Source organism: Bacillus nitratireducens (assembly GCF_036320425.1).
Taxonomy (GTDB): domain Bacteria; phylum Bacillota; class Bacilli; order Bacillales; family Bacillaceae_G; genus Bacillus_A; species Bacillus_A nitratireducens.
In genome coordinates this window covers 418,434-442,188 of sequence record NZ_JAUMJO010000001.1, presented here as the reverse complement: position 1 = coordinate 442,188, position 23,755 = coordinate 418,434, and the positions used below count along the sequence as shown (strand labels likewise).

At 36.4% G+C, this 23,755-nt stretch carries 22 protein-coding genes and 3 other annotated features; of the genes, 17 read left to right on the top strand and 5 right to left on the bottom strand.

The genetic code is table 11. The annotated features are described in order from the left end of the window. Window positions 1-64: 64 nt before the first annotated feature. On the bottom strand, window positions 65-1,048 hold the full coding sequence (locus Q3V31_RS02330) for a ketoacyl-ACP synthase III (RefSeq protein ID WP_097871815.1): 984 nt from the start codon (window positions 1,046-1,048) through the stop codon (window positions 65-67). 179 nt (window positions 1,049-1,227) lie between these two features. On the opposite strand from Q3V31_RS02330, the gene Q3V31_RS02325 reads away from it, so the two are divergent. The 6 genes from Q3V31_RS02325 (at window position 1,228) to Q3V31_RS02300 (ending at window position 7,434) form a co-directional block, all read left to right on the top strand. After that, window positions 1,228-1,776 (top strand): hypothetical protein, encoded by a 549-nt coding sequence (locus tag Q3V31_RS02325; protein ID WP_016129116.1) that lies wholly within the window; start codon window positions 1,228-1,230, stop codon window positions 1,774-1,776. A 483-nt stretch (window positions 1,777-2,259) separates the two neighbouring features. Beyond that, the gene (gene hflX, locus Q3V31_RS02320; protein WP_000391869.1) at window positions 2,260-3,519 is read left to right on the top strand and encodes a GTPase HflX; all 1,260 of its coding nucleotides are present in this window, start codon (window positions 2,260-2,262) and stop codon (window positions 3,517-3,519) included. Window positions 3,520-3,786: 267 nt separating this feature from the next. Next, window positions 3,787-4,998 carry an MFS transporter gene (locus Q3V31_RS02315; protein WP_001149436.1) on the top strand — a complete coding sequence of 404 codons (1,212 nt, stop codon included), beginning with the start codon at window positions 3,787-3,789 and terminating at the stop codon, window positions 4,996-4,998. A 10-nt stretch (window positions 4,999-5,008) separates the two neighbouring features. Further along, window positions 5,009-5,926, top strand: a complete 918-nt coding sequence (gene cysK / locus Q3V31_RS02310; RefSeq protein WP_000762258.1) for a cysteine synthase A — start codon at window positions 5,009-5,011, stop codon at window positions 5,924-5,926. A 77-nt stretch (window positions 5,927-6,003) separates the two neighbouring features. Beyond that, complete coding sequence (locus Q3V31_RS02305) at window positions 6,004-6,516, top strand: GNAT family N-acetyltransferase (protein ID WP_097871817.1); 513 nt, start codon at window positions 6,004-6,006, stop codon at window positions 6,514-6,516. Window positions 6,517-6,609: 93 nt separating this feature from the next. Further along, window positions 6,610-7,434, top strand: a complete 825-nt coding sequence (locus Q3V31_RS02300; RefSeq protein WP_088007749.1) for a DUF4037 domain-containing protein — start codon at window positions 6,610-6,612, stop codon at window positions 7,432-7,434. Window positions 7,435-7,474: 40 nt separating this feature from the next. Here Q3V31_RS02300 and Q3V31_RS02295 read toward each other — a convergent pair whose 3' ends face one another. Next, on the bottom strand, window positions 7,475-9,109 hold the full coding sequence (locus Q3V31_RS02295) for a putative polysaccharide biosynthesis protein (RefSeq protein WP_000107868.1): 1,635 nt from the start codon (window positions 9,107-9,109) through the stop codon (window positions 7,475-7,477). A gap of 220 nt (window positions 9,110-9,329) precedes the next feature. After that, window positions 9,330-9,552, top strand: a binding site (T-box leader). 307 nt (window positions 9,553-9,859) lie between these two features. On the opposite strand from Q3V31_RS02295, the gene Q3V31_RS02290 reads away from it, so the two are divergent. Continuing rightward, window positions 9,860-11,197 (top strand): sodium-dependent transporter, encoded by a 1,338-nt coding sequence (locus Q3V31_RS02290; protein WP_001088176.1) that lies wholly within the window; start codon window positions 9,860-9,862, stop codon window positions 11,195-11,197. A gap of 39 nt (window positions 11,198-11,236) precedes the next feature. On the opposite strand, the gene Q3V31_RS02285 is transcribed toward Q3V31_RS02290, so the two are convergent. Beyond that, complete coding sequence (locus Q3V31_RS02285) at window positions 11,237-11,941, bottom strand: polysaccharide deacetylase family protein (protein WP_097871820.1); 705 nt, start codon at window positions 11,939-11,941, stop codon at window positions 11,237-11,239. Between the two features lie 330 nt (window positions 11,942-12,271). On the opposite strand from Q3V31_RS02285, the gene Q3V31_RS02280 reads away from it, so the two are divergent. The 5 genes from Q3V31_RS02280 (at window position 12,272) to Q3V31_RS02260 (ending at window position 15,618) form a co-directional block, all read left to right on the top strand. After that, entirely contained in the window at window positions 12,272-12,535 is a 264-nt protein-coding gene (locus Q3V31_RS02280; RefSeq protein ID WP_000878314.1) for a CD3324 family protein, read from the top strand. Window positions 12,536-12,728: 193 nt separating this feature from the next. Further along, on the top strand, window positions 12,729-13,415 hold the full coding sequence (locus tag Q3V31_RS02275) for a DUF421 domain-containing protein (RefSeq protein WP_016129120.1): 687 nt from the start codon (window positions 12,729-12,731) through the stop codon (window positions 13,413-13,415). A 110-nt stretch (window positions 13,416-13,525) separates the two neighbouring features. Then, on the top strand, window positions 13,526-14,167 hold the full coding sequence (locus tag Q3V31_RS02270; RefSeq protein WP_000387069.1) for a FusB/FusC family EF-G-binding protein: 642 nt from the start codon (window positions 13,526-13,528) through the stop codon (window positions 14,165-14,167). Between the two features lie 164 nt (window positions 14,168-14,331). After that, window positions 14,332-15,228 (top strand): RCC1 domain-containing protein, encoded by an 897-nt coding sequence (locus Q3V31_RS02265; protein WP_329761907.1) that lies wholly within the window; start codon window positions 14,332-14,334, stop codon window positions 15,226-15,228. A 189-nt stretch (window positions 15,229-15,417) separates the two neighbouring features. Then, window positions 15,418-15,618 (top strand): hypothetical protein, encoded by a 201-nt coding sequence (locus Q3V31_RS02260; protein ID WP_000277145.1) that lies wholly within the window; start codon window positions 15,418-15,420, stop codon window positions 15,616-15,618. A gap of 168 nt (window positions 15,619-15,786) precedes the next feature. Here Q3V31_RS02260 and msrA read toward each other — a convergent pair whose 3' ends face one another. Beyond that, window positions 15,787-16,323 (bottom strand): peptide-methionine (S)-S-oxide reductase MsrA, encoded by a 537-nt coding sequence (gene msrA, locus Q3V31_RS02255; protein WP_329761906.1) that lies wholly within the window; start codon window positions 16,321-16,323, stop codon window positions 15,787-15,789. Between the two features lie 90 nt (window positions 16,324-16,413). Next, the gene (locus Q3V31_RS02250) at window positions 16,414-17,172 is read right to left on the bottom strand and encodes an SDR family oxidoreductase (protein WP_329761905.1); all 759 of its coding nucleotides are present in this window, start codon (window positions 17,170-17,172) and stop codon (window positions 16,414-16,416) included. A gap of 258 nt (window positions 17,173-17,430) precedes the next feature. Beyond that, window positions 17,431-17,676 (top strand) — a binding site (T-box leader). 66 nt (window positions 17,677-17,742) lie between these two features. Next, window positions 17,743-17,982 (top strand) — a binding site (T-box leader). A 148-nt stretch (window positions 17,983-18,130) separates the two neighbouring features. Here Q3V31_RS02250 and ilvE point away from each other — a divergent pair. The 5 genes from ilvE to ilvD are packed head-to-tail and all read left to right on the top strand — an operon-like array spanning window position 18,131 to window position 23,743. Further along, window positions 18,131-19,030: a branched-chain-amino-acid transaminase gene (gene ilvE, locus Q3V31_RS02245; RefSeq protein ID WP_000528152.1), complete on the top strand. Its 900-nt coding sequence runs from the start codon at window positions 18,131-18,133 to the stop codon at window positions 19,028-19,030. Window positions 19,031-19,052: 22 nt separating this feature from the next. Then, window positions 19,053-20,768: an acetolactate synthase large subunit gene (gene ilvB / locus Q3V31_RS02240; protein ID WP_329761904.1), complete on the top strand. Its 1,716-nt coding sequence runs from the start codon at window positions 19,053-19,055 to the stop codon at window positions 20,766-20,768. Next, entirely contained in the window at window positions 20,765-20,995 is a 231-nt protein-coding gene (locus Q3V31_RS02235) for an ACT domain-containing protein (protein WP_000019914.1), read from the top strand. Before ilvB ends, Q3V31_RS02235 begins: the two co-directional genes overlap by 4 nt. A 14-nt stretch (window positions 20,996-21,009) precedes the next feature. Next, window positions 21,010-22,023 (top strand): ketol-acid reductoisomerase, encoded by a 1,014-nt coding sequence (gene ilvC, locus Q3V31_RS02230; protein ID WP_329761903.1) that lies wholly within the window; start codon window positions 21,010-21,012, stop codon window positions 22,021-22,023. 46 nt (window positions 22,024-22,069) lie between these two features. After that, on the top strand, window positions 22,070-23,743 hold the full coding sequence (gene ilvD, locus Q3V31_RS02225; RefSeq protein ID WP_329761902.1) for a dihydroxy-acid dehydratase: 1,674 nt from the start codon (window positions 22,070-22,072) through the stop codon (window positions 23,741-23,743). Window positions 23,744-23,755 lie beyond the last annotated feature (12 nt).

Sequence of the window (23,755 nt, the reverse complement as noted above, 5' to 3'; positions counted from 1 at the left end):
TAATAGTTTAACTGGAATCGTTTATATAATTTCATTTACCGTAATGTTAGCTGTATAAAAAGTGTTAGTCTAAACCCCACTCCACAATAAGCCCTAAATGCGTAAGACCACCGCCAAAACCGTACAGTAAAAGTGTATCTCCGTTATGTAATTTCCCTTCTTTTCTAGCTAAATCTAAAGCGAGTGGAATGGAAGCTGAAGATGTATTGCCCATGTATTTTACGCTGGTTAAAGTTTTTTGAATTGGAATTTCAGTTTTCTCGCAAATAGATTCAATCATCCGTAAGTTAACACTGTGTGGTACGAACCAGTCTATATCATCTATTTGCATATTTGTGGTATGTAATAGTTCTTTTATACCTGCTGGCACTGTGCGTGTTGCCCATTTATATACTTCTCTTCCGTTTTGAACGATTTTTTCATTTGTTTGCAGTGGTGTGCCATTCATAGTAGTAGATAAGTTTGTTCTGTATAGATGAATGCCACCAGCACCATTTGTTCCCATGTGAGCAGCGATAAAGCTTGGTTTATTTTCATCTCTTTCTAATAAAATAGCTCCAGCGCCATCACCGAACAAAATACAGGTCGTTCTATCGGTGTAATCAGTAACTTTAGATAATGTCTCTGTCGCTATGACGAGTACTTTTTCATGTGATCCAGAAGTGATTAAGCTATTACCGACATGCAGTCCGTATGTGAAACCAGCGCAAGTCGCATTTAAATCAAAAGCTAGTGTATGAGGTATGTTGAAGTATTGTTGTATTTGGCAAGCAACACTAGGGAAAACATAGTCAGCAGTAGTTGTAGCGACGATGATACAGTCAATATCTTCTAAGTTTTTCTTATATGTTGTACACAAATTTTCGATTGCTTTAATGGCTAAGTGTGAGGAGTATTCTTCTTTGTTAGCAATCCTTCTTTCCTTCATTCCTGTTCTTTGCACAATCCATTCATCATTCGTATCGATCATCTTTTCTAAATCATTATTAGATAATATTTGATCTGGAACATAAGTACCAATTGCAGTAATACGAGATTGAGAATTCATAAGAACATCTCCTAACTTGTTTTTATAACCTGATACTAATATCAGGTTATAAAAATGTCAATAAAGATTTTCTGTTTAATAAAATCAATATATTTTAATGAACAGAAAGGGGTTTGAGGAGTGATGTCCAAATAATATACGGAAAGCTTCTAAAATTGATAATGAAGGGTTTGAGATTCTTGAAAAGAATCGTATATGTATTGTCTCTTGTTTTAATTTGTAGCTTTACTTATTTTATTTTACCAGAGAAGTCTTATGCTTGTGATTGTACGAAAGCATCACCAGAAGAAAGGTTACAAAATAATGATGTAGTGTTTGAAGGTAATGTATTAGAAGTTCAAGAGAAGGACGGAAGAATGAAAACATTATTTGAAGTGAAGAAAATTTGGAAAGGGACAAGTTCTTCGCAAGTTATTATATATACAAATGTAAGTAGCTGTGCATTTCGTTTTGCAGAGGGAGGAGAGTATTTAGTTTTTTCTTCTTATAGAGGGGAGGGAAAATTAGAGACATCTATGTGCAGTGGAACGAAGAGATTAGATGAGGCAGAGATGGAGAGAAATACGTTAAGTCATATTGCGAAGGAAGCTGTTCCGACGAAGAAAGTCGATTTAAAAGACGAAATGGTGAGTGGTTTAAGTTGGTGGCAAGTTGTTACCATTTCTATAGGCCTGTTACTGATAGTAGCTCTTGTGATTTTTATTGTAAGAAGAACGCGCAAAAAATGACGATTAAAGTAAAAATACAAAGATTTTCTTTCTGTTTCTATGGGTGGTTTAATCTTGTGAAAGCGAATTACTTATGCTACACTTTATGTAACTTAAAATGAACGGAGGGGCTTCCTTTGATCTTAATCAGATTACGTCTCAATACTTTGTGCCAATAATTGAATAGCGCTCAAAGGCTCTGTCTGTGTACAGAGTGAACGGGATTGGTCTGCCTATTTTAAAGGAACCCTTTTTATTAAGCTTATATGTGAAAAAGAGGGAGGGACGAATACGCCCTCTTTTTGTTTTGCCTTTATAAATAGAATGGGATAGTATAGGTGAACACTTGTTGGATACGTATACTATCTTGGGACTTTTTGACCATGTTATAGAATGAAAGCACTGCTTTCTTCTATTTCTTTGGTGAACCCTTATCCGTTTACGAAAACACAGGCAGTGACCTGTGTTTTTTATTTTGCGTAATCGAAATGGAGGAATAAATATATGGAAGAATTATTACAAAGAGCAATATTAGTTGGAGTAAATTTAGGTAATGAAGCTGATTTTGCATATTCGATGGAAGAGTTAGCAAATCTTACGGAAGCTTGTGATGTGGAAGTAATCGGTCAAGTGACGCAAAATTTACAACGAGTAAATCCGTCGCATTATATTGGAAAAGGGAAGATTGAAGAAGTAGCAGCGTATGTGAAAGAAGCAGATGCAAATATGGTCATCTTTAATGACGAATTATCTCCTTCACAAATTCGAAATTTAGAAGAGGATTTAGATTGTAAAGTAATTGATCGTACCATTTTAATTTTAGATATCTTTGCGCAACGTGCGAAAACGAAAGAAGCGCAGTTACAAGTAGAAGTGGCCCATCTTCAGTACATGATGCCTCGTTTAATCGGTCTTCGTGAATCGTTAGGAAGACAGAGCGGGGGAGTTGGCACGAAAAATAAAGGTGTCGGTGAGAAGAAGTTGGAATTAGACCGTCGTAAAATTGAAGAACAAATTGCGGCTCTAAATAAAGAATTAGAGGCACTTGTTGCACAGCGTCAAACGCAGCGTAAACAACGTAAGAAAAATGAAATGCCAGTTGTGTCATTAGTAGGATATACGAATGCAGGTAAATCAACAATAATGAATACAATGCTTGAAATTTTTAATGGTACTGTAGAAAAACAAGTATTTGAAAAAGATATGTTATTTGCGACGTTAGAGACATCTGTACGAAATATTGATTTGCCGGATAATAAATCATTTTTATTAACGGATACTGTTGGATTTGTAAGTAAATTACCGCATCATCTTGTGAAAGCATTCCGTTCAACGCTAGAGGAAGTGGCGGAAGCAGATTTACTCATTCACGTTGTAGATTATTCAAATCCCAATTATGAGCAATTAATTGATATTACAAATGAAACGTTAAAGAAAATTGGCGTGGAAAATATCCCGACGATTTATGCATACAACAAATCAGATATGGTAGATGTTGAAATTCCGAAAGTGCAAGAAGATCGCGTGTATCTATCTGCGAAGAAACATGTTGGAATTGAAGAGCTTGTAGAATTAGTTCGCTCACACATTTATAAAGAGTATACGAAGTGTGAAATGTTAATTCCATATGATCAAGGACAGGTAGTTTCGTATTTCAACAATCATGCGCACGTTTTATCTACGAGTTATGAAAACGAAGGTACGAAAATTGCACTAGAATGTAAGACGAGTGATTATGAGAAGTATAAGCGTTTTGCTATTTAATAAAAAAGGCGATCCTAATATGTTTTAGGGTCGTCTTTTTCTTCATAATTGCAAGCCTTCCCGTCGTCCTAACTTAGTATAAAAGAAAGTACAGAGAGTTCATATAAATAAATCTGATAAAACAGATAGGGAAAATTTAATATTTATGAAGTGATATTTCTGGAAAAAGAAATGAAACCAGTATAGAATAGAAATGTTTCAAAACTCAGAATTTATTACACTTACTGTAATAAATATATATTTTGTACGGGAAGGAGAGATTCGTATATGCAGGCAGTTTCACAAAAAAGTGCAGCGGAAACACCGACGATATATCGAATATTATTTGCGATTAGTTTCGGACATTTTTTGAATGATTCGATGCAAGCAGTTGTGCCGGCGTTGTTTCCTATTTTGGAAAAAACGATGAATTTATCCTACATGCAAGTAGGGTGGATAGCGTTCGCGTTAAATATGACTTCATCGATTATGCAACCGGTTTTTGGTATGTATTCAGATAAGAAGCCGTCACCATTTTTATTACCACTCGGTATGTTTTCGAGCATGCTTGGGATGATTGGGCTCGCGTTTGCCCCGAATTTTATTATTGTTATTATTTCTGTTTTATTTATTGGATTAGGTTCCGCAGTCTTTCATCCAGAAGGTGCCCGCGTTGCTTATATGGCGGCAGGTGCCAAACGTGGTTTAGCACAAGCGATTTATCAAGTGGGAGGAAACACAGGGAATTCTCTAGCACCTATTTTTACAGCATTAATTTTCGTCCCGCTTGGTCAAATTGGTTCTTTAGGTTTTACAGCCTTTGCAGCAGTAGGAATTGTATTACTAATTTTTGTATCAAATTGGTATAAAAATGAATTAGCCACTGGTGCTGTAAGGAGGAAAAAGAGGGCTGCACTTGAGGCGGAAAATGCAATTGTAAGTACACATATTAAATTTGTTATTATACTTCTTGTTTTTCTAACATTTGTACGTTCTTGGTACGGTGCTGGTATCGGGAATTTCTATCAATTTTATTTAATAGAGCATTATGGATTATCTATAAAAAACGCACAGTATTTCGTCTTTGCTTTTATGATTGCTGGTGTATTAGGTACTTTCTTTGGTGGTCCGTTAGCAGATAAATTCGGTAAGAAAAAGATAATTGTATTTTCAATGCTCGGTTCAGCGCCGCTTGCACTTTTACTACCTCACGTTTCACTCGTGTGGGTTGTACCATTATTTTTATGTATTGGTTTTATTAGTTCAAGTAGTTTTAGTGTAATTGTTGTATATGCACAAGAGCTTGTTCCTGGAAAAGTAGGGATGGTATCAGGATTGATTGTTGGCCTTGCGTTTGGTCTTGGAGCATTAGGTGCTGTAGTCCTTGGAAAATTAGCTGATATGTATAGCCTTCAATTTATTATGCTATTATGTAGTTGTTTACCATTAATTGGACTTACTTCATGGTTACTGCCGAATGATAAGAAAACGATAGAATAGGGGATGCGCTATGAAATTATGTGAAAACGTTACAGAATTAATAGGAGATACACCTGTCGTCCGATTATCTAAATTTATTCCAGAGGACGCAGCGGATGTGTATGTAAAACTGGAAATGTTTAATCCGTCACGCAGTGTGAAAGATCGTGCAGCTTATAATTTACTTCATGCCGCTGAGGAAAAGGGACTTATAAAACCTGGTGATACAATTATTGAACCGACAAGTGGAAATACAGGAATTGGGTTAGCGATGAATGCAGCTGCTAAAGGATATAAAGCGATTTTAATTATGCCAGATAATATGTCCAAAGAGCGTATTAATTTATTGAAAGCATACGGCGCAGAAGTAGTTTTAACACCAGCAGAACAAAGAATGCCAGGAGCGATTGCGAAGGCGGTAGCGTTACAAAAAGAAATTCCAAATAGTTTTATTCCGCAGCAATTTGAAAATCCAGCAAACCCGAATATACATCGTTATACGACTGCACTTGAAATTTATGAACAAATGGATGGAGAGCTTGATGCATTTGTAGCAACGGCGGGAACGGGTGGAACAATTACAGGGACCGGTGAAACATTAAAAGAGAAACTACCAAACTTATATATTGCAGTAGTAGAACCGAAAGGATCACCAGTGTTATCTGGCGGTGTTCCAGGCCCTCATAAACTAGTAGGAACAAGTCCTGGTTTTATTCCAAAAAACTTAAATACAGAAGTGTATAACGAAATTATTCAAATTGCAGATGAAGAGGCATTAACGACAATGAGAAATTTAGCAAGACAAGAAGGCTTATTAGTAGGGCCATCTTCAGGAGCTTCTGTTTACGCAGCAATTATGATAGCGAAACGATTAGGCGCTGGTAAAAAAGTTTTATGTATTGCACCTGATACAGGTGAGCGTTATTTGAGTATGGGATTATTTGAATGAAATTGATAGAAACACCTTAATAGCGAAATAGAGCTATTAAGGTGTTTGTTTTTGGTTATTAAGAGGGGAGAATGACAATGAAACTATTAAAGCCAATACATGAATATAGTGGGGAAATTATGGCATATAGACATGCGTTTTTACAATCAGGAGAACAACCACACGGCAGCAGTTCTCTACAAAATTTTGATTCTCTCGATGAATGGTTTGAAAAAGTGAGTAAACAAGAATTAGGAGAAAGTTTACTGGCTAATCGAGTACCGTCTAGCCAATTTTTAAGTTTTGAAAAAGGAGAACTTATAGGTTTTGTGAATATTAGACATCGATTAAATCCAGAATTATTACTGGAAAGCGGTCATATCGGTTATAGTGTCCATCCGAATAAACGTCGCCAAGGTTACGCTACGAAGCAACTGCAACTTTCATTGGCTGAGGCGCAAAACTTAGGGTTGAAGAAAGTGTTAATAACTTGTGATAAAGAAAATATTGGTTCTGCTAAAACAATACAAAAGGTTGGCGGTGTGCTAGAAAATGAAGTAGTTTCTTCTAATTCTGGCGAAATTGTTCAGCGTTATTGGGTAGAAATATGATTTAGTAGGAATTTGAAAAGGTAATGTAATGTTTAATATCGAAATAGATAAATGAAAAGTAAGGGGAATACTGCAGCTTTAGGGGGAAATGCAATGGGATTAAAAGAGAAAGCGATAGAGATGTCGGAGATTTATAGGCAAAACAAGAAAGTCGAAGCTATTATTTTAGCAGGATCTGTAGCGAGAAAGTTAGAAGATGAACATTCAGATATTGAATTACATATTTTATGGTCAGAACCACCAGAGGATGAAGAGCGTCTAGGTCCAATTAACAATATTGGTGGAACGATTTTGTCATATCATCCCTATGAGGATGAAGAATGGTCGGAAACGTATTTGACGAAAGAAGGAATTAAGCTAGAGATTAGTAACTTTTTAACATTGACAGTAGAAAAGATTATTTCAGAAGTTGTAGAGCAGTATGATATAAATTATGAGAAACAATGTATTGTATCATCGGTTCATGATGGTGTGAGTTTGTATGGAGAAGTAAAAGTACATGCTCTAAAAGATAGGATTGAAGTATATCCAGAAGAATTGGCGAAAAGGATGATTTCAGAAAATCTTTGGTTAAGCAATCGTTGGCATAATCGAGAGGCTCTTTTAACACGAAAGGATTGGCTTATGCTTTACGATGTTATTTGTGAAGTACAAAGAGATTTATTCGGTGTTTTATTTGGTTTGAATAAACTGTATGTACATCACCCTGCATTTAAATGGATGGCTTATAATGTAGAGCGTATGAATATCAAACCTGAAAATCTATATGAGCGTATGGCGAATACGTTAATAGGGAAACCGGAGTATAGTGTACAGGAGTTAGAAGTGTTGATCGAAGAGGTATTACATTTAGTAGAACAATATGCTCCAGAATTAAATATTGCTGAACAACAAAAGCGCATTCAATATGCGAAGTAAAAAACAAGAGATGTAACAACGCGTTACATCTCTTGTTTTTTTATTTTACTAACTTTCCTAATACAGGTAAACGTTGAATACGATCACCGAGAATATGCGAAGCAAGTCCACTCGTTAGTACGAATAAAAGATAAACAAGTCCTCCTGCTACGGCGCATATAAACACAATAATTAATGATTCTATATAAGATTGGCCAGGAATAATCCAACTTATAAATGCTCTTAATGCGATTACAACAGCAGACATTGCCGCGGAATAAATCGTAATAAGAAATACTGTTTTTGCTGTTTCGCCAATTTTAAATTTCGCAAATTTAACGATGCAGTACAACATAATAATATTTGAAACGAGATAGCCAAGAATTGTTCCAAGCACAGCACCATGTCCACCGAATAAATGTAAGAGCGGTGTGTTCACCACAATTTTAACGAGAATACCGACTGAGAATGCAATCATTGTTTTTCTTTGATAATCAATTCCTTGTAATATAGCAGCTGAAACTGTGAAAATCGCACTTAATACAGCAGAAGGTGCAAATGAAATTAAATATTGTGATCCACCAAGTGCAATTTCAGGATTTACATAAACCATGCGGAATGCATCGTAAGCGATACTAGCTAAACCGAATGCTGCTGGGATAGTGAAGAATAATAATACTTGAAATATTTTTGAAATTTGTCCTTGTAATTCATCTAGTTTCCCGCTTGTAAATGATTTCGTTATAGCTGGAATGATCGTTAATGAGAATCCGGTTGCAAGTGAAGCGGGAATCATAATTAACTTTTGTGCATAGTTCGTTATATAAGCGAAAACTGCATTCGCGGTTTCTAAAGGCTCTCCCATCGCTCTAAGTACATCAGCTACAGTATATTGATCTACTAATGTATAGAGCGGAATTGCAATACCGACAAATACAATTGGGATTGCATATCGAAGTAATTCTATATAAATATTTTTTAATGGAATCTCGGATGCCCTTGACTTTAATTCACCTTCAGGAGGTTTTAATCCATTATATTTTTTCCAGTACATCATTAAAATAGAGACGCTGGCAAGTGCCCCGATAACAGCACCAAACGTAGCAACCGCAACAGAAGAAGCTACTGAACCACCTAATAGTTTTGAGACGATAAAACTACCAACTAAAATGAAAACAACGCGTGCGATTTGTTCCACAACTTGAGAAACAGCACTTGGTTTCATATGTTGAAAACCTTGGAAATAACCACGTGTAACACTCATAGCTGGTACGATAATAAGCGCGAAGCTTAATGCTCGCATTGTAAGTGTCACGTCGGCGATAAATTGTGGATCTGGCGTTTTCGAGCGAATAATAAATTGTGATATGTACGGTGCTCCAATAAATAAAATTAAAAATCCTAAAAAGCCCATAAACAACATCAATTTTACGCTAGAGTTGTATAATTTTTTACTTGTACTATAATCACCAAGCGCATTATGTTTTGCAACAAATTTGGAGACGGCAATAGGAATACCAGCTGTTGAAAAGCTTAATAAAATACCGTACCAAGAGTATGCATATCCGTATAAAGCGACCCCTTGCGTTCCAACTAATAATTGAAAAGGAAAGAAGTATATAAAACCTAAAATTCGTGAAATCATTGTTGCACCACTTAATAAAGCAGTGCCTTTTAAAACTTTTGAAGTGGACAAAATCCTTTCCTCCTACTCGTGCTGTCTTGCATTCATCGTATACTACTATAAACCTGCTAGAGAAGTTAATACAGTATAAACCATAAATGTTCTAATACTATTCATACAAAAGTCATATTTTGAATTTTTAAATAGAATATAATACATAAAAATTCAAAATATAAGTTGACACTAATTTTAATGTGTGATAAAAATGATAGTAATCAATTCGGAAAATAATATTTGGGCAATGAAAGGGTATAGTAGTGAAAATCTCCCTATTTCAGAGAGCTGATGGTTGGTGTGAATCAGTATATAGATTATTCATGAAGTTCGTCCTGGAGCATCTTTCATAAATCTCACATTATGAGGAAATGAAAGACGGTAGTTTATACCGTTATCAAATAAAGTGGTGAAGATTGTTTCACAACTAGGGTGGTACCGCGATATTTATCGTCCCTACGTATTTACGTAGGGACGTTTTTTATTTAGGTCCTAACTTTGTTGTGGCTTCATAACTAGGGTGGTACCGCGATATTTTATCGTCCCTACGTATTTGCGTAGGGACGTTTTTTATTTAGGTCTTACTTTTGTTGTATCTTCATAACTAGGGTGGTACCGCGATATTTTTGTCGTCCCTACGTATTTACGTAGGGGCGTTTTTTATTATTAGGGAGGAAGTGAACGTATTAGAAAAGAGTATGGATAGAACAATATAAATACCGGATTGTAAAACAGAAAAAGATAAAGATAAAGAGAGGAGATTAACAAATGAATTCACAGCAATGGACATCGAAATTAGGTTTCGTATTAGCTGCAGCAGGTTCAGCGATTGGTCTTGGAGCGATTTGGAAGTTCCCGTATATGGCCGGAATTGGAGGGGGCGGCGCGTTCTTCCTTATTTTCATCGGTTTCACATTATTAATTGGTTTACCGCTATTATTAGCTGAATTCGTTATCGGGAGAAGTACACAAAAAGAGGCTGTTGATGCATATAGAGAAATCGCACCAAAAACACTATGGCCTTGGTTAGGTAAATTAGGGATTGTAACTTGTTTCATACTACTTTCTTTCTACAGCGTTGTAGGGGGTTGGATTATATTATATTTATGGAATGCAATTACAGGTAGACTATGGGAAGGCAATGGTGCATACGAAGCTACGTTTGGTGAAATCATTTCCAATCCATATTTAGCAGTTGGATCACAGCTATTATTCATCCTTATTACTATTTTTATCGTAAGTAAAGGTGTGCAAAATGGTGTTGAAAAAGTAAATAAATATTTCATGCCAGCATTATTCGTTTTATTCTTTGTATTAATTGTTCGTGCACTTACATTAGACGGTGCTGGAGAAGGTGTTCGCTTCTTCTTACAACCTGATTTCTCAAACGTAACGTCAGAAATTATTTTATATGCAATGGGACAATCGTTCTTCTCACTATCTGTTGGTGTAGCCGTTATGGTAACGTATAGCTCGTACTTACCGAAAGAAGAAAGTTTACCGCGTTCAGCATTTTCTATCGTAGCTTTAACACTTGTGATTACATTACTTGCAGGACTAGCAATTTTCCCAGTTGTATTCGCATTTGGAATGGAACCATCTCAAGGACCTGGACTATTATTTATCGTACTACCAGCTATTTTCAGTAAAATGGCGTTCGGGAAATTATTCTTCATTGTTTTCTTATTACTATTCTTCTTTGCTACTATTACATCAGCAATTTCGATGTTAGAAATTAGCGTTGCATCTTTAACTGCAAAAGGTAAAGGGAAACGTGAAAAAATGGCCTTAATCGTAGGATTATTAATCTTTGTTGTTGGGGTGCCATCAGCATTATCATTCGGTTTGTTAAGCGATGTGAAACCATTTGGAAAAACAATTTTTGATTTAGCAGATTATGCGGTTAGTAACATACTAATGCCACTTGGTGTTTTATTAGTTTCTATCTTTGTTCCTTTAAAAATGAAGAAAGATGTATTAATGAAAGAGCTTGGTGTAAGTAAAAATAAAGGCTATAAATTATTCGTATTATGGTTATTCTTACTTCGCTATATTGCACCAATTGCGATTATTATCGTATTCCTAAATGTACTTGGAATTATATAAAAAGAAAGGTAGCGTATCGTGGTATGATACGCTACCTTTTTACTTTGCTCTTTTTTGCAGCTCATTTACTGTTACAAATTGATAGCCCTTCTTAGATAAAGAGTCTAAAATACCTTCAATCGTTTGTAAATTTTCATTAGACTCATCATACATAGAGTGCAGTAAAATGATAGAACCTGGTTTTACGTTTTTAGCAACATATTCAATTTTATCGGCCGCAGATTTATAAAAAGTATCAGGTTCAAGGTCCCATGTGATTGTTTCGATATTGTTTTTATTTAAATAATATGGCAGACCAATTAGCTTTTTACCGTTTGGTGGTCTAAAATCAATTTCGCCTGTAAATCCTGTTTGGCGGATTAATGAATTCGTTTTTTCTATTTCTTCTTTAATAAAAGAAGGTGTTTTAAAAACCATTCTGTTATGAGAATATGTATGGTTTCCAATTTGGTGCCCAGAGTGTACGATAGTTTCTCCTAACGATAGGTTGTTCTCTAATTCATTTCCGATTAAAAAGAAAGTAGCTTTTGCACTGTATTTATCTAGTAGCGGTAATATTTGTTTTACATTGTTAGTAGGGCCATCATCAAAAGTTAAAGCAATCACTTTTTCATTTGTTTCTACTCGGTTTGTTAAATCTCCAAACAATTGAAAACTTCTTGCGTTCATCAATTTGTATGTTCCGAATAATGCTATAGTAATAATGAATAATGTAACGATTGTAATGATTATTTTCTTCTTCATAACGCAACCTCACTATACTTTTTGATTGGACTAAAAAGTATTATATCAAACTAAGTAATTTCGTGCTTTAAAAAGGATGTGGATGCAAGGGGAAGGAATTTGTCATATAATAAAATGCAAAAGGTATATTAGGAGGTGTTTATATGGCGATTACAATTCAATTGCCAGACACTGCAACGTCTCATGCAAAGCCAAGTATGGAAATGGCGATACTTTGCGTGAGGTAGACAAGTAATATACAATTAATCGCCAAGATGAGCTTGTATCATTTTTTATATTTGGCTTTGCACCTTATTGAAATGAACCATAAAAAATAAGGGGCGAGCAGAAATGAAATACGTAAAAGCTAAGGCCGTTTTACCAGAGAGTTTAATTGCTGAAATTCAAAAGTATATACAAGGTGAAACAATTTACATTCCAAAACAAGAAACAAAACATTATAAATGGGGTACACGATCTGGCGGAAGAAAACAACTAGATGAAAGAAATAAAGCAATTAAAGACGCTTTTAAAAGTGGAATTGCAATTCATCAATTAGCAGAAGAATATTTTCTTTCTGGAGAAACGATTAAAAAGATAGTGTATTCCAAATAAATTATAAAAAAGAGTCTGATTCATATGTTATTTTGAATCAGACTCTTTTTTATAGGTTCATTACAAAATTGGATTCGATATTTTTAGTATGAGTGGGCATGATAATAGCAAAAATGAATCGTAATTGTATAGTATTGGGGCGTGGATGGGAAATGAAAACGTTATGTTTCATATGACAGAAAGGTGAACCTATATGAATCATCTTGGACAAATAACAATAGAATTGATTTTTGGTTTTTTTGTGCTATTGATTGCTACTAAAATATTAGGGAAGACACAAATATCTCAGTTAACGCCATTTGATTTTATTTCGGCCATTGTCCTTGGAGAATTAGTAGGAAATACTATATATGATCCGGAAATAAAAGTATGGTCTATTTTATATGCAGTACTTGTATGGGTAGTGTTAATTTATACAATAGAAGTAATAACGCAAAAATTTAGAGGGACGAGAAGTTTTTTTGAAGGCTCTCCGTCAATCATTATCCGTAATGGATATATTGACCGGGAACAACTAAGTTCAAATCATTTGGACATAAACCAATTACAGCAAATGCTACGGCAGCAAAAAGATATTTTTTCAATCCGGGAAGTTGAGTATATGATTTTGGAACCTAACGGAAACATAAGTGTTCTGAAAAAAAGTAAATATGAAACTCCCACTATAAATGATTTAAGTTTAAAACATAAGCCTGTATACTTACCCATTTCATTAATTAGTGACGGAAAAGTAGTGAAGGATAATTTAAGGGAAGCAGGCTTTGATGAAGGGTGGCTGTATAAGCAAATAAAGCAAAAAGGGATTACTAAATTTGAGGATGTACTATATGCGGAATGGAAAACAGATGAAGGATTCTTTTGTCAGGAAATGAATCGGTAGAAAATAATCGGAGTATGTAATGTTCATTTCTAAGTTATCTTTTACATATCAAAAAGCTGAATCATTGTATACAATAAGACTAGATCAACAATTTGTATGGAGTGATAAAGATGGAAGCTTTTATTAGAAGTGATCAATATAATTTTATAAAGTCACAAGCTTATATTTTAGCAAATGGGCATGCAACGGCAAATGATAGAGGTGTAATTCAAGCGTTAAAATCACTTGCGATTGAAAAGATAATACATGTATTTGAGAATTTAACGGATGAACAGAAAGAGTTAATTGATACGGTATTAACAGTTCAAAATAGAGAAGATGCAGAATCGTTTTTAATGAAAATAAATCCGTATGTCATTCCGTTTCAGGAAGTTACAGCACAAACGTTAAAGAAATTATTTCCTAAGGCGAAAAAGTTAAAACTTCCTGATATGGAAGAACTGGATATGAAAGAATTAACTTATTTAAGCTGGATTGACAAGGGATCAAGCAGGAAATTTATTATAGCGAAAAATGATAAAAATAAGTTTGTTGGTCTGCAAGGAACATTTCAAAGTTTAAATAAAAAAAGCATTTGTTCATTATGTCATGGGCATGAAGAAGTAGGAATGTTTTTAGTTGAAATTAAAGGTGATGTACCAGGAACTTTCGTTAGAAAGGGAAACTATATTTGCAAAGATGGTGTAGCTTGTAATCATAATATGAAATCGCTTGATAAGTTACAGGATTTTATTGAGAGACTAAAGAAATAAAAATAGAAGACCTCTAGTATTTAAACTGGAGGTTTTTATTTTTTGAAGAAGAAGTAATAGGTTCCTTTGGAGATGTAGATTTATAAAAAAGTTAGTTCATTTATAATGAAATTTGATGAAAATATCTATTTGGATACAGATGCTTATATGCAAGGAGGTAAAACATGAATTACATTTCACCGAAAGAAGAGGTGTTAAAAGTGAAAAGGTGGCCTAAAAATACGATAGCAGCGGGTCGTGGTCATACCGTTGCTCTTAAATCGAATGGCACGGTGGTAGCAGTGGGCCGAAATAAAGAAGGAGAATGCAATGTAAGTAGCTGGCGTGATATTGTATCGGTCGCAGCGGGCAATGTTCATATGGCGACGAACACGGGTAATGCTCATACAATCGCTCTTAAATGTGACAGTACTGCGGTTGCAGTGGGTTGGAATAATCATGACCAATGTGATGTAAATGATTGGCATAATATTGTATCGGTTGCGGCGGGGTGGCGCCGTACCATTGGCCTTAAACCGGATGGCACGGTGATAGCAGTGGGCCGAAATAAAGAAGGAGAATGTAATATAATTAGCTGGCGTGATATTGTGGCGGTCGCGGTGGGTGACTGGCATACAGTCGGTCTTAAATTGGACGGAACGGTGACGACTGTGGGTAATAATCGATATGGCCAATGCAATGTAAGTAGCTGGCGTGATATTGTGGCGATAGCGGCGGGATATCTTCATACAGTTGGTATTACATCTGACGGTATGGTGACGGCTGTGGGTAATAATAAACGGGGGCAATGTGATGTAAGCGATTGGCGCGATATTGTGGCGATAGCGGTAGGGAGTAATCATACAATTGCTCTGAAATCAGATGGTACTGTGGCGGCAGTAGGTTGGAATGAGTATGGCCAATGTAATGTAAGTGATTGGCGTGATATTGTAGCGATAGCGGCTGGTTGTGCGCATACGGTTGGACTTAAATTAGATGGCACGGTGGTAGCAGTAGGTGATAATACATACGGTCAATGCGATGTAGGTAGTTGGCGCAGCATCCGATTGCCTGGTAAATAGTTAATTTATAATAAATCACTAGTAATATTATTCTAGTTTAGGAGTAATTATGGAATAGGATATGTAGATAAGAATCCCTTTTTAAAAGAGGTTCTTATTCTTTTTCCGTAAAATGAGTGTCTAAATGGAATTTTTTAAATCTACAGTAGAGGATATGATTTATAAATAAAGCATAGGAGAGGTGAAGAATTGTATAAAAAGCTTTTATTTTCTTTACCAGATATTTTACTTGTGTGTATTGTTTTCTACATAACATATACAAAATCTTTTAGTTTTGGACAGACGTTAGTAATTTCAATTGCAATCGGAATCATCGGTGGTCTTGTTATAAGAATTTGTAAGGATGTATTCACGTATATAAGGTGGACAATTAAACAGAGGAAATCTTGAATACGTTGTATTGCTATTAGGAGGAGAGGAAATGACTAAGAAAAAGAGTAGAGTGAAAAATGAAATAGCACTTTGGACATTAACAGCGGTTGTTCTCATCATTGTATGGTACTTTTTTCAAAGATAAAAACGCATCGCACTTTGAATAGAAAGCACGATGCATTTTTATTATTTTTTTTGCCAATTTTCTTTTATAAAGTCTTTACGGCCAGATTCTTTTTGCTCAGTAGCATATTTCTCTGGGTTCTTTTTATAGAAATGTTGATGGTATTCTTCAGCCTCATAAAAAGGTGCAGCCAGGCGAATTTCAGTTACGATTGGCTCTTTAAACATACCGCTTCCTGCTAGAGTTTGCTTCGATTTTTCTGCAAGCTCTTTTTGTGTTTCATTGTGATAAAAAATTGCTGTGCGGTAAGAGGGACCACGGTCAAAAAATTGTCCGCCATCATCAGTTGGATCGATTTGTGGCCAATATAAATCTAGTAATTTTTGATAAGGAAAAATAGAAGGATCGAATGTAATTTGTACAACTTCTAAATGTCCAGATGTTCCAGTCTTTACTTGTTCGTATGTTGGGTTTTCTACATGACCACCTGCATAGCCAGAAAGTACTTTATGAATACCAGGAAGTTCATCAAATGGTTTTACCATGCACCAAAAGCAACCACCTGCGAAGGTTGCGAGTTCGTATGTTTTTTCGGACATTGCTGTAATCCTCCTAAATGTATATGTTTTATACAGTATTATATAAAATGTTTTATTGCGCAATAAAAAAGATTTGAAAATATATGTTTTTTATAAACAAGATCCTCCGCTCACATCAATTAATTGTCCAGTAACCCAGCGGCTGTCTGGAGAAGTAAGAAAAGCAGCGGTATCGGCAATATCTTCTACTCCACCTAAGCGATTGAAGGCGGAAATAGTAGTAGCGTACTGTTTCATCATTGGGTCGCTCAATAGTTCTGCATTCATATCTGTTTTAATAAAGCCTGGAAGTATTGCATTTACTGTTATTCCTCGTGCTCCGAGTTGTTTTGCAAGCGTGAAAGTCATCGTGTTAATGGCACCTTTCGTCATACTATATGCAACGAAATCAGGCAAAGAAATGCGGGTGGCAGCTGATGAAATATTAATAATTCGGCTATTATCACGTAAACGTGGTAGTGCTTGTTGAATGATAAAGAATGGTGCTTTTGCATTTACTGAAACCATTCTATCAAAAAATTGTTCAGTCGTTTCTTCAATAAAAGCACCAGGACCGATTCCAGCGTTGTTTATTAAAATATCAAATTGTGTTCCACCAGTTCTTTTTTGTAGTTCGTTATCTAGAGAAATATATAGGTTATCCACACCGTGTAAAGATTCAAGATTTGCACCGATAGAAAAAGCTGATCCGCCATTTGATTGAATTTCATGAACAGTTTCTTCAGCATCTTCTTTTCGATTTCCATAATGAACAGCAACTAATGCACCGTCGTTTGCTAACCGTTTTGCGATAGCACGTCCAATTCCTCGGCTTGCTCCTGTAACTAATGCTATTTTACCTTTTAACATAATTTTTTCATCTCCTCATAACTTGTATATGTTTTTAAGTTGTTTTTCTTTATGTAGTAACGCGAACATACTTAAGTAATATATGAGTATGTGTAAGAAGTTCATTCCGATTTTGTTTTGAGAAAAAATAAATAGATTTCTAATGAATAGAATGAATTTTAATTTTTTTCTAAAAACATGTTGACAATGAAAAGAGTCGCGTCCTATAATACGTGTAACAAATAAAAGTTAATTAAGAATTTTCTAACTTTATATGTTGTATATGCAAAGAAGAGGAAAGTAGATGATTATGGTCGTTTCAGAGAGCTACTCCTAGGCTGTGAGAGTAGTAGCAATCGAATCATTGAAGATCACCTCGGAGCATCGCTTGCGAAAGGGAAACTGAGTAGAGGGCGGCGGCATCGTCTCCGGTAAAAGGACGGAGGTCTGATTGGACCTATGAAGCTTATATTTCGTGAGAAGTATAAGGAAGCTGAGTGGTAACGCGAAACTCTCGCCTCAGCAATCAAAGCTACTAATTTGTAGTAGTTGATTGCTGAGGCGAGAGTTTTTATTTTAAAAATAGAATACGATAATGCGTAGAAGAGGAGAGTAAATGATAAAAATTGTTTCAGAGAGCTGCCAGAAGCTGTGAGGGTGGTAACAATTTCATCATTGAAGATCACCTCGGAGTACTACTTTTGAAAACTAGTAAAAAGTAGCGGAGTTGTTTCCGATAGAAAAACAAAAAGTCTAATTGGACTTGCAGAGCTTATATTTCGTGAGAAGTATAAGGAAGCTGAGTGGTACCACGATTCCCTCGTCTCAGCAATGGATTGCTACAAGTATGTAATCGATTGTTGAGACGAGTATATTTTTAAGATTTATATACTGAATATTCTGTTAAAAATACTCATCTCAGCAATCGATATAGAAATAGATTGCAAAAATAGAGAGAAAAAAAGAGGAGCGATGTGAGATGGGAAACCAGTACATTTATATGAATGGGGAATTTGTAGAAAAAGAAAAGGCAGTTGTTTCAGTATATGATCACGGCTTTTTATACGGGGACGGTGTATTTGAAGGGATTCGTAGTTACGGAGGAAATGTATTTTGTTTAAAAGAACATGTGAAACGATTATATGAATCGGCGAAATCTATTTTACTTACAATTCCAATGACGGTTGACGAAATGGAAGAAGCAGTTTTACAAACATTGCAAAAGAATGAATACGCGGATGCCTACATTCGATTAATTGTTTCAAGAGGAAAAGGTGACTTAGGACTCGATCCGAGAAGTTGTGTGAAACCGAGCGTAATTATTATTGCAGAGCAATTAAAGCTATTCCCGCAGGAATTTTATGATAATGGACTAAGCGTTGTATCTGTTGCATCAAGACGTAATACACCAGATGCATTAGACCCACGTATTAAGTCAATGAACTATTTAAATAACGTACTTGTGAAAATTGAAGCCGCACAAGCAGGTGTACTTGAGGCACTTATGCTCAACCAACAAGGATATGTTTGTGAAGGATCTGGAGATAATGTTTTCATTGTGAAAGATGGAAAAGTGTTAACACCTCCTTCGTACTTAGGGGCGCTAGAAGGTATTACGAGAAATAGTGTGATTGAGTTATGTGAGCGACTTAATATTCCGTGTGAGGAAAGGCCGTTTACTCGCCATGACGTATATGTAGCAGATGAAGTGTTTTTAACAGGAACTGCAGCGGAACTAATTCCTGTAGTGAAAGTAGATTCAAGAGAAATTGGAGATGGAAAACCAGGAGATGTAACAAAAAGATTAACCGAAGAATTTAAAAAATTAACGAGAGAAAGAGGAGTACGTGTTCCAGGATTGGCGGAAAGTTTAGCGTAAATAGGGAGAGGAGTTAATTGAAATGGAGGAACAGTATACAGCATATGATGAACTGCAGAGTGAAGAAGCTACAGGTGCTGGACACGTTATTCAATGTTTGAAGAAATTAGGTGTAACGACTGTTTTCGGTTATCCGGGCGGCGCGATTTTACCAATATACGATGCGTTATACGAAAGTGGTTTAAAGCACGTGTTAACTCGTCATGAACAAGCTGCCATTCATGCGGCAGAAGGATATGCGAGAGCTTCGGGAAAGGTTGGGGTAGTCTTTGCTACCTCTGGCCCAGGGGCGACAAATTTAGTTACAGGCTTAGCGGATGCTTATATGGATTCGATTCCTTTAGTTGTCATTACAGGGCAAGTTGCAAAACCCCTCATCGGAAAAGATGGATTTCAAGAAGCAGATGTTGTCGGGATTACAGTACCTGTTACGAAGCATAATTATCAAGTTCGTGATGTGAATCATTTATCACGTATTGTACAAGAAGCTTTTTACATAGCCGAAAGCGGGCGACCAGGACCAGTATTAATTGATATTCCAAAAGATGTTCAAAATGAAAAGGTAACAAGTTTTTACAATGAAGTAATTGAAATTCCAGGATACAAAATAGAGCCTATGCCAGACAGTATAAAGCTTAGAGAGGTGGCTAAAGAAATTTCAAAAGCTAAACGCCCACTTCTTTATATTGGAGGAGGCGTCATTCATTCGGGTGGATCTGATGAACTCATCAAATTTGCGAGGGAGAACTGTATTCCTGTCGTTTCCACTTTAATGGGACTTGGTGCATATCCGCCGGGAGATTCATTATTTTTAGGAATGCTCGGCATGCATGGGACGTATGCTGCAAACATGGCAGTAACAGAATGTGATCTACTACTTGCTTTAGGTGTTCGCTTTGATGATCGTGTAACAGGAAAATTAGAACTCTTTTCTCCGCATTCGAAAAAGGTACATATTGATATAGATTCTTCAGAGTTTCATAAAAATGTAACTGTGGAATATCCGGTTGTCGGTGATGTGAAAAAGGCGTTACACAAGCTGTTACATATGCAAATTTGTACACAAACAAAAGAATGGCTTACGAAAATCAAGGAATGGAAAGCTGAATACCCTCTTTCCTACAATCAAAAAGAAAGTGAGTTAAAACCACAACATGTTATTAGCCTAGTAAGTGAAGTAACGAATGGTGAAGCGATTGTTACGACAGAAGTCGGACAGCATCAAATGTGGGCTGCGCATTTTTATAAAGCGAAAAATCCACGGACTTTTCTAACATCTGGCGGACTAGGAACGATGGGGTTTGGTTTCCCGGCAGCAATTGGTGCTCAGCTTGCAAAAGATGAAGAACTCGTCATTTGTATTGCAGGCGATGCTTCTTTTCAAATGAACATTCAAGAACTACAAACAATTGCTGAAAATAATATTCCTGTGAAAGTATTTATTATAAATAACAAATTTTTAGGGATGGTAAGGCAATGGCAAGAAATGTTTTATGAAAATCGTTTATCAGAGTCAAAAATCGGATCGCCAGATTTTGTGAAAGTGGCAGAAGCTTATGGAGTGAAGGGATTAAGAGCGACGAATTCAACCGAGGCGAAACAAGTGATGTTAGAAGCAATTGCTCATGACGGTCCTGTCGTAGTTGATTTTTGTGTAGAAGAAGGTCAAAACGTATTTCCGATGGTTCCGCCAAACAAAGGGAATAACGAAATGATTATGAAGAGGTGGGAAGAATGAGTCATACTTTTTCACTCGTTATTCATAACGAGCCAAGCGTCTTATTACGTATAAGTGGAATTTTTGCTCGGCGTGGTTATTATATTTCTTCTTTACATTTAAACGAAAGAGATACTAGTGGCGTTTCTGAAATGAAACTCACAGCAGTTTGTACTGAAAATGAAGCGACATTACTTGTTGGTCAGTTAAAAAAATTAATTGATGTACTGCAAGTAAATAAATTATAAGGGGTGTATGGAATATGAAAACGTATTATGAGAAAGATGCAAATTTAGAGTTATTACAAGGGAAAACAGTTGCGGTAATTGGTTATGGATCTCAAGGTCATGCGCAGGCACAAAATTTACGTGATTCTGGTGTGGAAGTTGTAGTTGGTGTTCGCCATGGTAAGTCTTTTGAAGTAGCAAAAGCAGATGGATTTGAAGTAATGTCTGTTTCAGAAGCGGTTCGAACCGCGCAAGTTGTACAAATGTTATTGCCAGATGAACAGCAAGCACATGTGTATAAAGCAGAAGTAGAAGAGAATCTCCGTGAAGGCCAAATGTTACTTTTCTCACATGGATTTAATATTCACTTCGGACAAATTAATCCGCCAAGTTACGTAGATGTAGCGATGGTCGCACCAAAAAGTCCAGGTCATCTCGTTCGCCGTGTATTCCAAGAAGGAAATGGTGTTCCGGCATTAGTCGCAGTACATCAAGATGCTACGGGCACGGCATTACGTGTAGCGCTTGCGTATGCAAAAGGTGTAGGTTGTACACGTGCAGGTGTAATTGAAACGACATTCCAAGAAGAAACAGAGACAGATTTATTCGGTGAGCAAGCAGTACTTTGCGGAGGGGTAACAGCACTTGTGAAAGCTGGTTTTGAAACGTTAACTGAAGGTGGATATCGTCCTGAAATTGCATATTTTGAATGTTTACATGAATTAAAGTTAATTGTTGATTTAATGTATGAAGGCGGATTAACGAATATGCGTCATTCTATTTCAGATACGGCAGAGTTTGGAGATTATGTAACAGGATCGAGAATTGTTACAGATGAAACGAAGAAGGAAATGAAACGTGTTCTTGCAGAAATTCAGCAAGGTGAATTTGCGAAGAAATGGATTTTAGAAAATCAAGCAGGGCGTCCAACGTATAATGCGATGAAAAAAGCAGAACAAAATCATCAGCTAGAAAAAGTAGGAGCAGAGCTTCGTGAAATGATGAGCTGGATTAAGGAACCAGAAAAGAAAACGTTAGTAAAGAAATAGATTGAGAGAATATAAGTGAAAAATACGTAAGAGGGGATTTGACAAGATGAGAAGTGACATGATTAAAAAAGGTTTTGATAAAGCGCCACATCGTAGTTTATTAAAAGCAACTGGTTTGAAAGATGAGGATTTTGATAAACCGTTTATTGCGATTTGTAATTCTTTTATTGAAATTATTCCAGGGCATAAGCACTTGAACGAGTTTGGGAAACTTGTAAAAGAAGCCGTTCGTGCGGCAGGTATGGTGCCATTCGAATTCAATACAATTGGAGTAGATGACGGTATTGCAATGGGACATATCGGTATGCGTTATTCGCTTCCGAGTCGTGAAATCATTGCAGATTCAGTAGAAACAGTTGTAAATGCACATTGGTTTGATGGCATGATTTGTATTCCAAACTGTGACAAAATTACACCTGGTATGATGATGGCGGCTCTTCGTATTAACATTCCAACTGTATTCGTTTCAGGCGGCCCGATGGCTGCGGGAAAAACATCTAAAGGAGAGGTTGTCGATTTAAGTTCCGTTTTTGAAGGGGTAGGAGCTTATCAATCTGGGAAAATTTCAGAAGAAGAATTAAAGGATATCGAAGATCATGGCTGTCCATCTTGTGGCTCTTGTTCGGGGATGTTTACCGCGAATTCTATGAATTGTTTATGTGAAGTGTTAGGTTTAGCTCTTCCAGGAAACGGTAGTATTTTAGCAATTGATCCAAGACGTGAGGAGTTAATTAAACAAGCAGCAGAGAAATTGAAAATTTTAATTGAGAGAGATATTAAGCCACGCGATATTGTGACAGAAGAGGCAATTGATGATGCATTTGCACTTGATATGGCGATGGGAGGATCTACGAATACAGTATTACACACGTTAGCGCTCGCACAAGAGGCAGGGTTAGATTACGATATGAACCGTATTGATGCTGTTTCAAGACGTGTACCGCATTTATGTAAAGTAAGCCCTGCTTCTAATTGGCATATGGAAGATATTGATCGAGCAGGTGGGATTAGTGCAATTTTGAAAGAGATGAGCAGAAAGGAAGGGGTACTTCATCTAGATCGAATAACTGCTACTGGGCAGACGTTAAGAGAAAACATTGCTCATGCAGAGATTAAAGATAGGGAAGTTATTCATTCTCTCGAAAACCCTCATAGTGAAGAAGGGGGATTACGTATATTAAAAGGAAACCTTGCGAAAGATGGGGCAGTTATTAAAAGCGGGGCAACTGAAGTAAAAAGATTTGAAGGACCTTGCGTTATTTTTAATTCACAAGATGAGGCGCTTGCGGGCATTATGCTTGGGAAGGTTAAGAAAGGGGATGTAGTTGTTATTCGTTATGAAGGACCAAGAGGTGGCCCTGGTATGCCGGAAATGTTAGCACCAACATCAGCGATTGCTGGTATGGGATTAGGTGCAGATGTTGCGCTATTAACGGATGGACGTTTCTCTGGAGCTTCACGTGGTATTTCGGTAGGGCATATTTCGCCAGAAGCAGCTGCGGGCGGAACGATTGCACTTCTCAAGCAAGGGGATATCGTTTGTATCGATGTTGAGGAAAGATTGTTAGAAGTAAGAGTTAGTGATGAAGAATTAGATAAGCGTAAAAAAGAATGGAAACGACCAGAACCGAAAGTGAAAACTGGCTGGCTTGGACGTTATGCACAGATGGTAACATCGGCGAATACAGGTGCAGTTCTAAAAATCCCGAATTTCGATTGAGCCAATTTAAAA

Coding starts and splice junctions, on each gene's coding strand:
- Q3V31_RS02330 (WP_097871815.1), bottom strand. CDS start 1,048: ATGAATTCTCAATCTCGTATTACTGCAATTGGTACTTATGTTCCAGAT.
- hflX (WP_000391869.1), top strand. CDS start 2,260: ATGGAAGAATTATTACAAAGAGCAATATTAGTTGGAGTAAATTTAGGT.
- Q3V31_RS02315 (WP_001149436.1), top strand. CDS start 3,787: ATGCAGGCAGTTTCACAAAAAAGTGCAGCGGAAACACCGACGATATAT.
- cysK (WP_000762258.1), top strand. CDS start 5,009: ATGAAATTATGTGAAAACGTTACAGAATTAATAGGAGATACACCTGTC.
- Q3V31_RS02305 (WP_097871817.1), top strand. CDS start 6,004: ATGAAACTATTAAAGCCAATACATGAATATAGTGGGGAAATTATGGCA.
- Q3V31_RS02300 (WP_088007749.1), top strand. CDS start 6,610: ATGGGATTAAAAGAGAAAGCGATAGAGATGTCGGAGATTTATAGGCAA.
- Q3V31_RS02290 (WP_001088176.1), top strand. CDS start 9,860: ATGAATTCACAGCAATGGACATCGAAATTAGGTTTCGTATTAGCTGCA.
- Q3V31_RS02285 (WP_097871820.1), bottom strand. CDS start 11,941: ATGAAGAAGAAAATAATCATTACAATCGTTACATTATTCATTATTACT.
- Q3V31_RS02280 (WP_000878314.1), top strand. CDS start 12,272: ATGAAATACGTAAAAGCTAAGGCCGTTTTACCAGAGAGTTTAATTGCT.
- Q3V31_RS02275 (WP_016129120.1), top strand. CDS start 12,729: ATGAATCATCTTGGACAAATAACAATAGAATTGATTTTTGGTTTTTTT.
- Q3V31_RS02270 (WP_000387069.1), top strand. CDS start 13,526: ATGGAAGCTTTTATTAGAAGTGATCAATATAATTTTATAAAGTCACAA.
- Q3V31_RS02265 (WP_329761907.1), top strand. CDS start 14,332: ATGAATTACATTTCACCGAAAGAAGAGGTGTTAAAAGTGAAAAGGTGG.
- msrA (WP_329761906.1), bottom strand. CDS start 16,323: ATGTCCGAAAAAACATACGAACTCGCAACCTTCGCAGGTGGTTGCTTT.
- Q3V31_RS02250 (WP_329761905.1), bottom strand. CDS start 17,172: ATGTTAAAAGGTAAAATAGCATTAGTTACAGGAGCAAGCCGAGGAATT.
- ilvE (WP_000528152.1), top strand. CDS start 18,131: ATGGGAAACCAGTACATTTATATGAATGGGGAATTTGTAGAAAAAGAA.
- ilvB (WP_329761904.1), top strand. CDS start 19,053: ATGGAGGAACAGTATACAGCATATGATGAACTGCAGAGTGAAGAAGCT.
- Q3V31_RS02235 (WP_000019914.1), top strand. CDS start 20,765: ATGAGTCATACTTTTTCACTCGTTATTCATAACGAGCCAAGCGTCTTA.
- ilvC (WP_329761903.1), top strand. CDS start 21,010: ATGAAAACGTATTATGAGAAAGATGCAAATTTAGAGTTATTACAAGGG.
- ilvD (WP_329761902.1), top strand. CDS start 22,070: ATGAGAAGTGACATGATTAAAAAAGGTTTTGATAAAGCGCCACATCGT.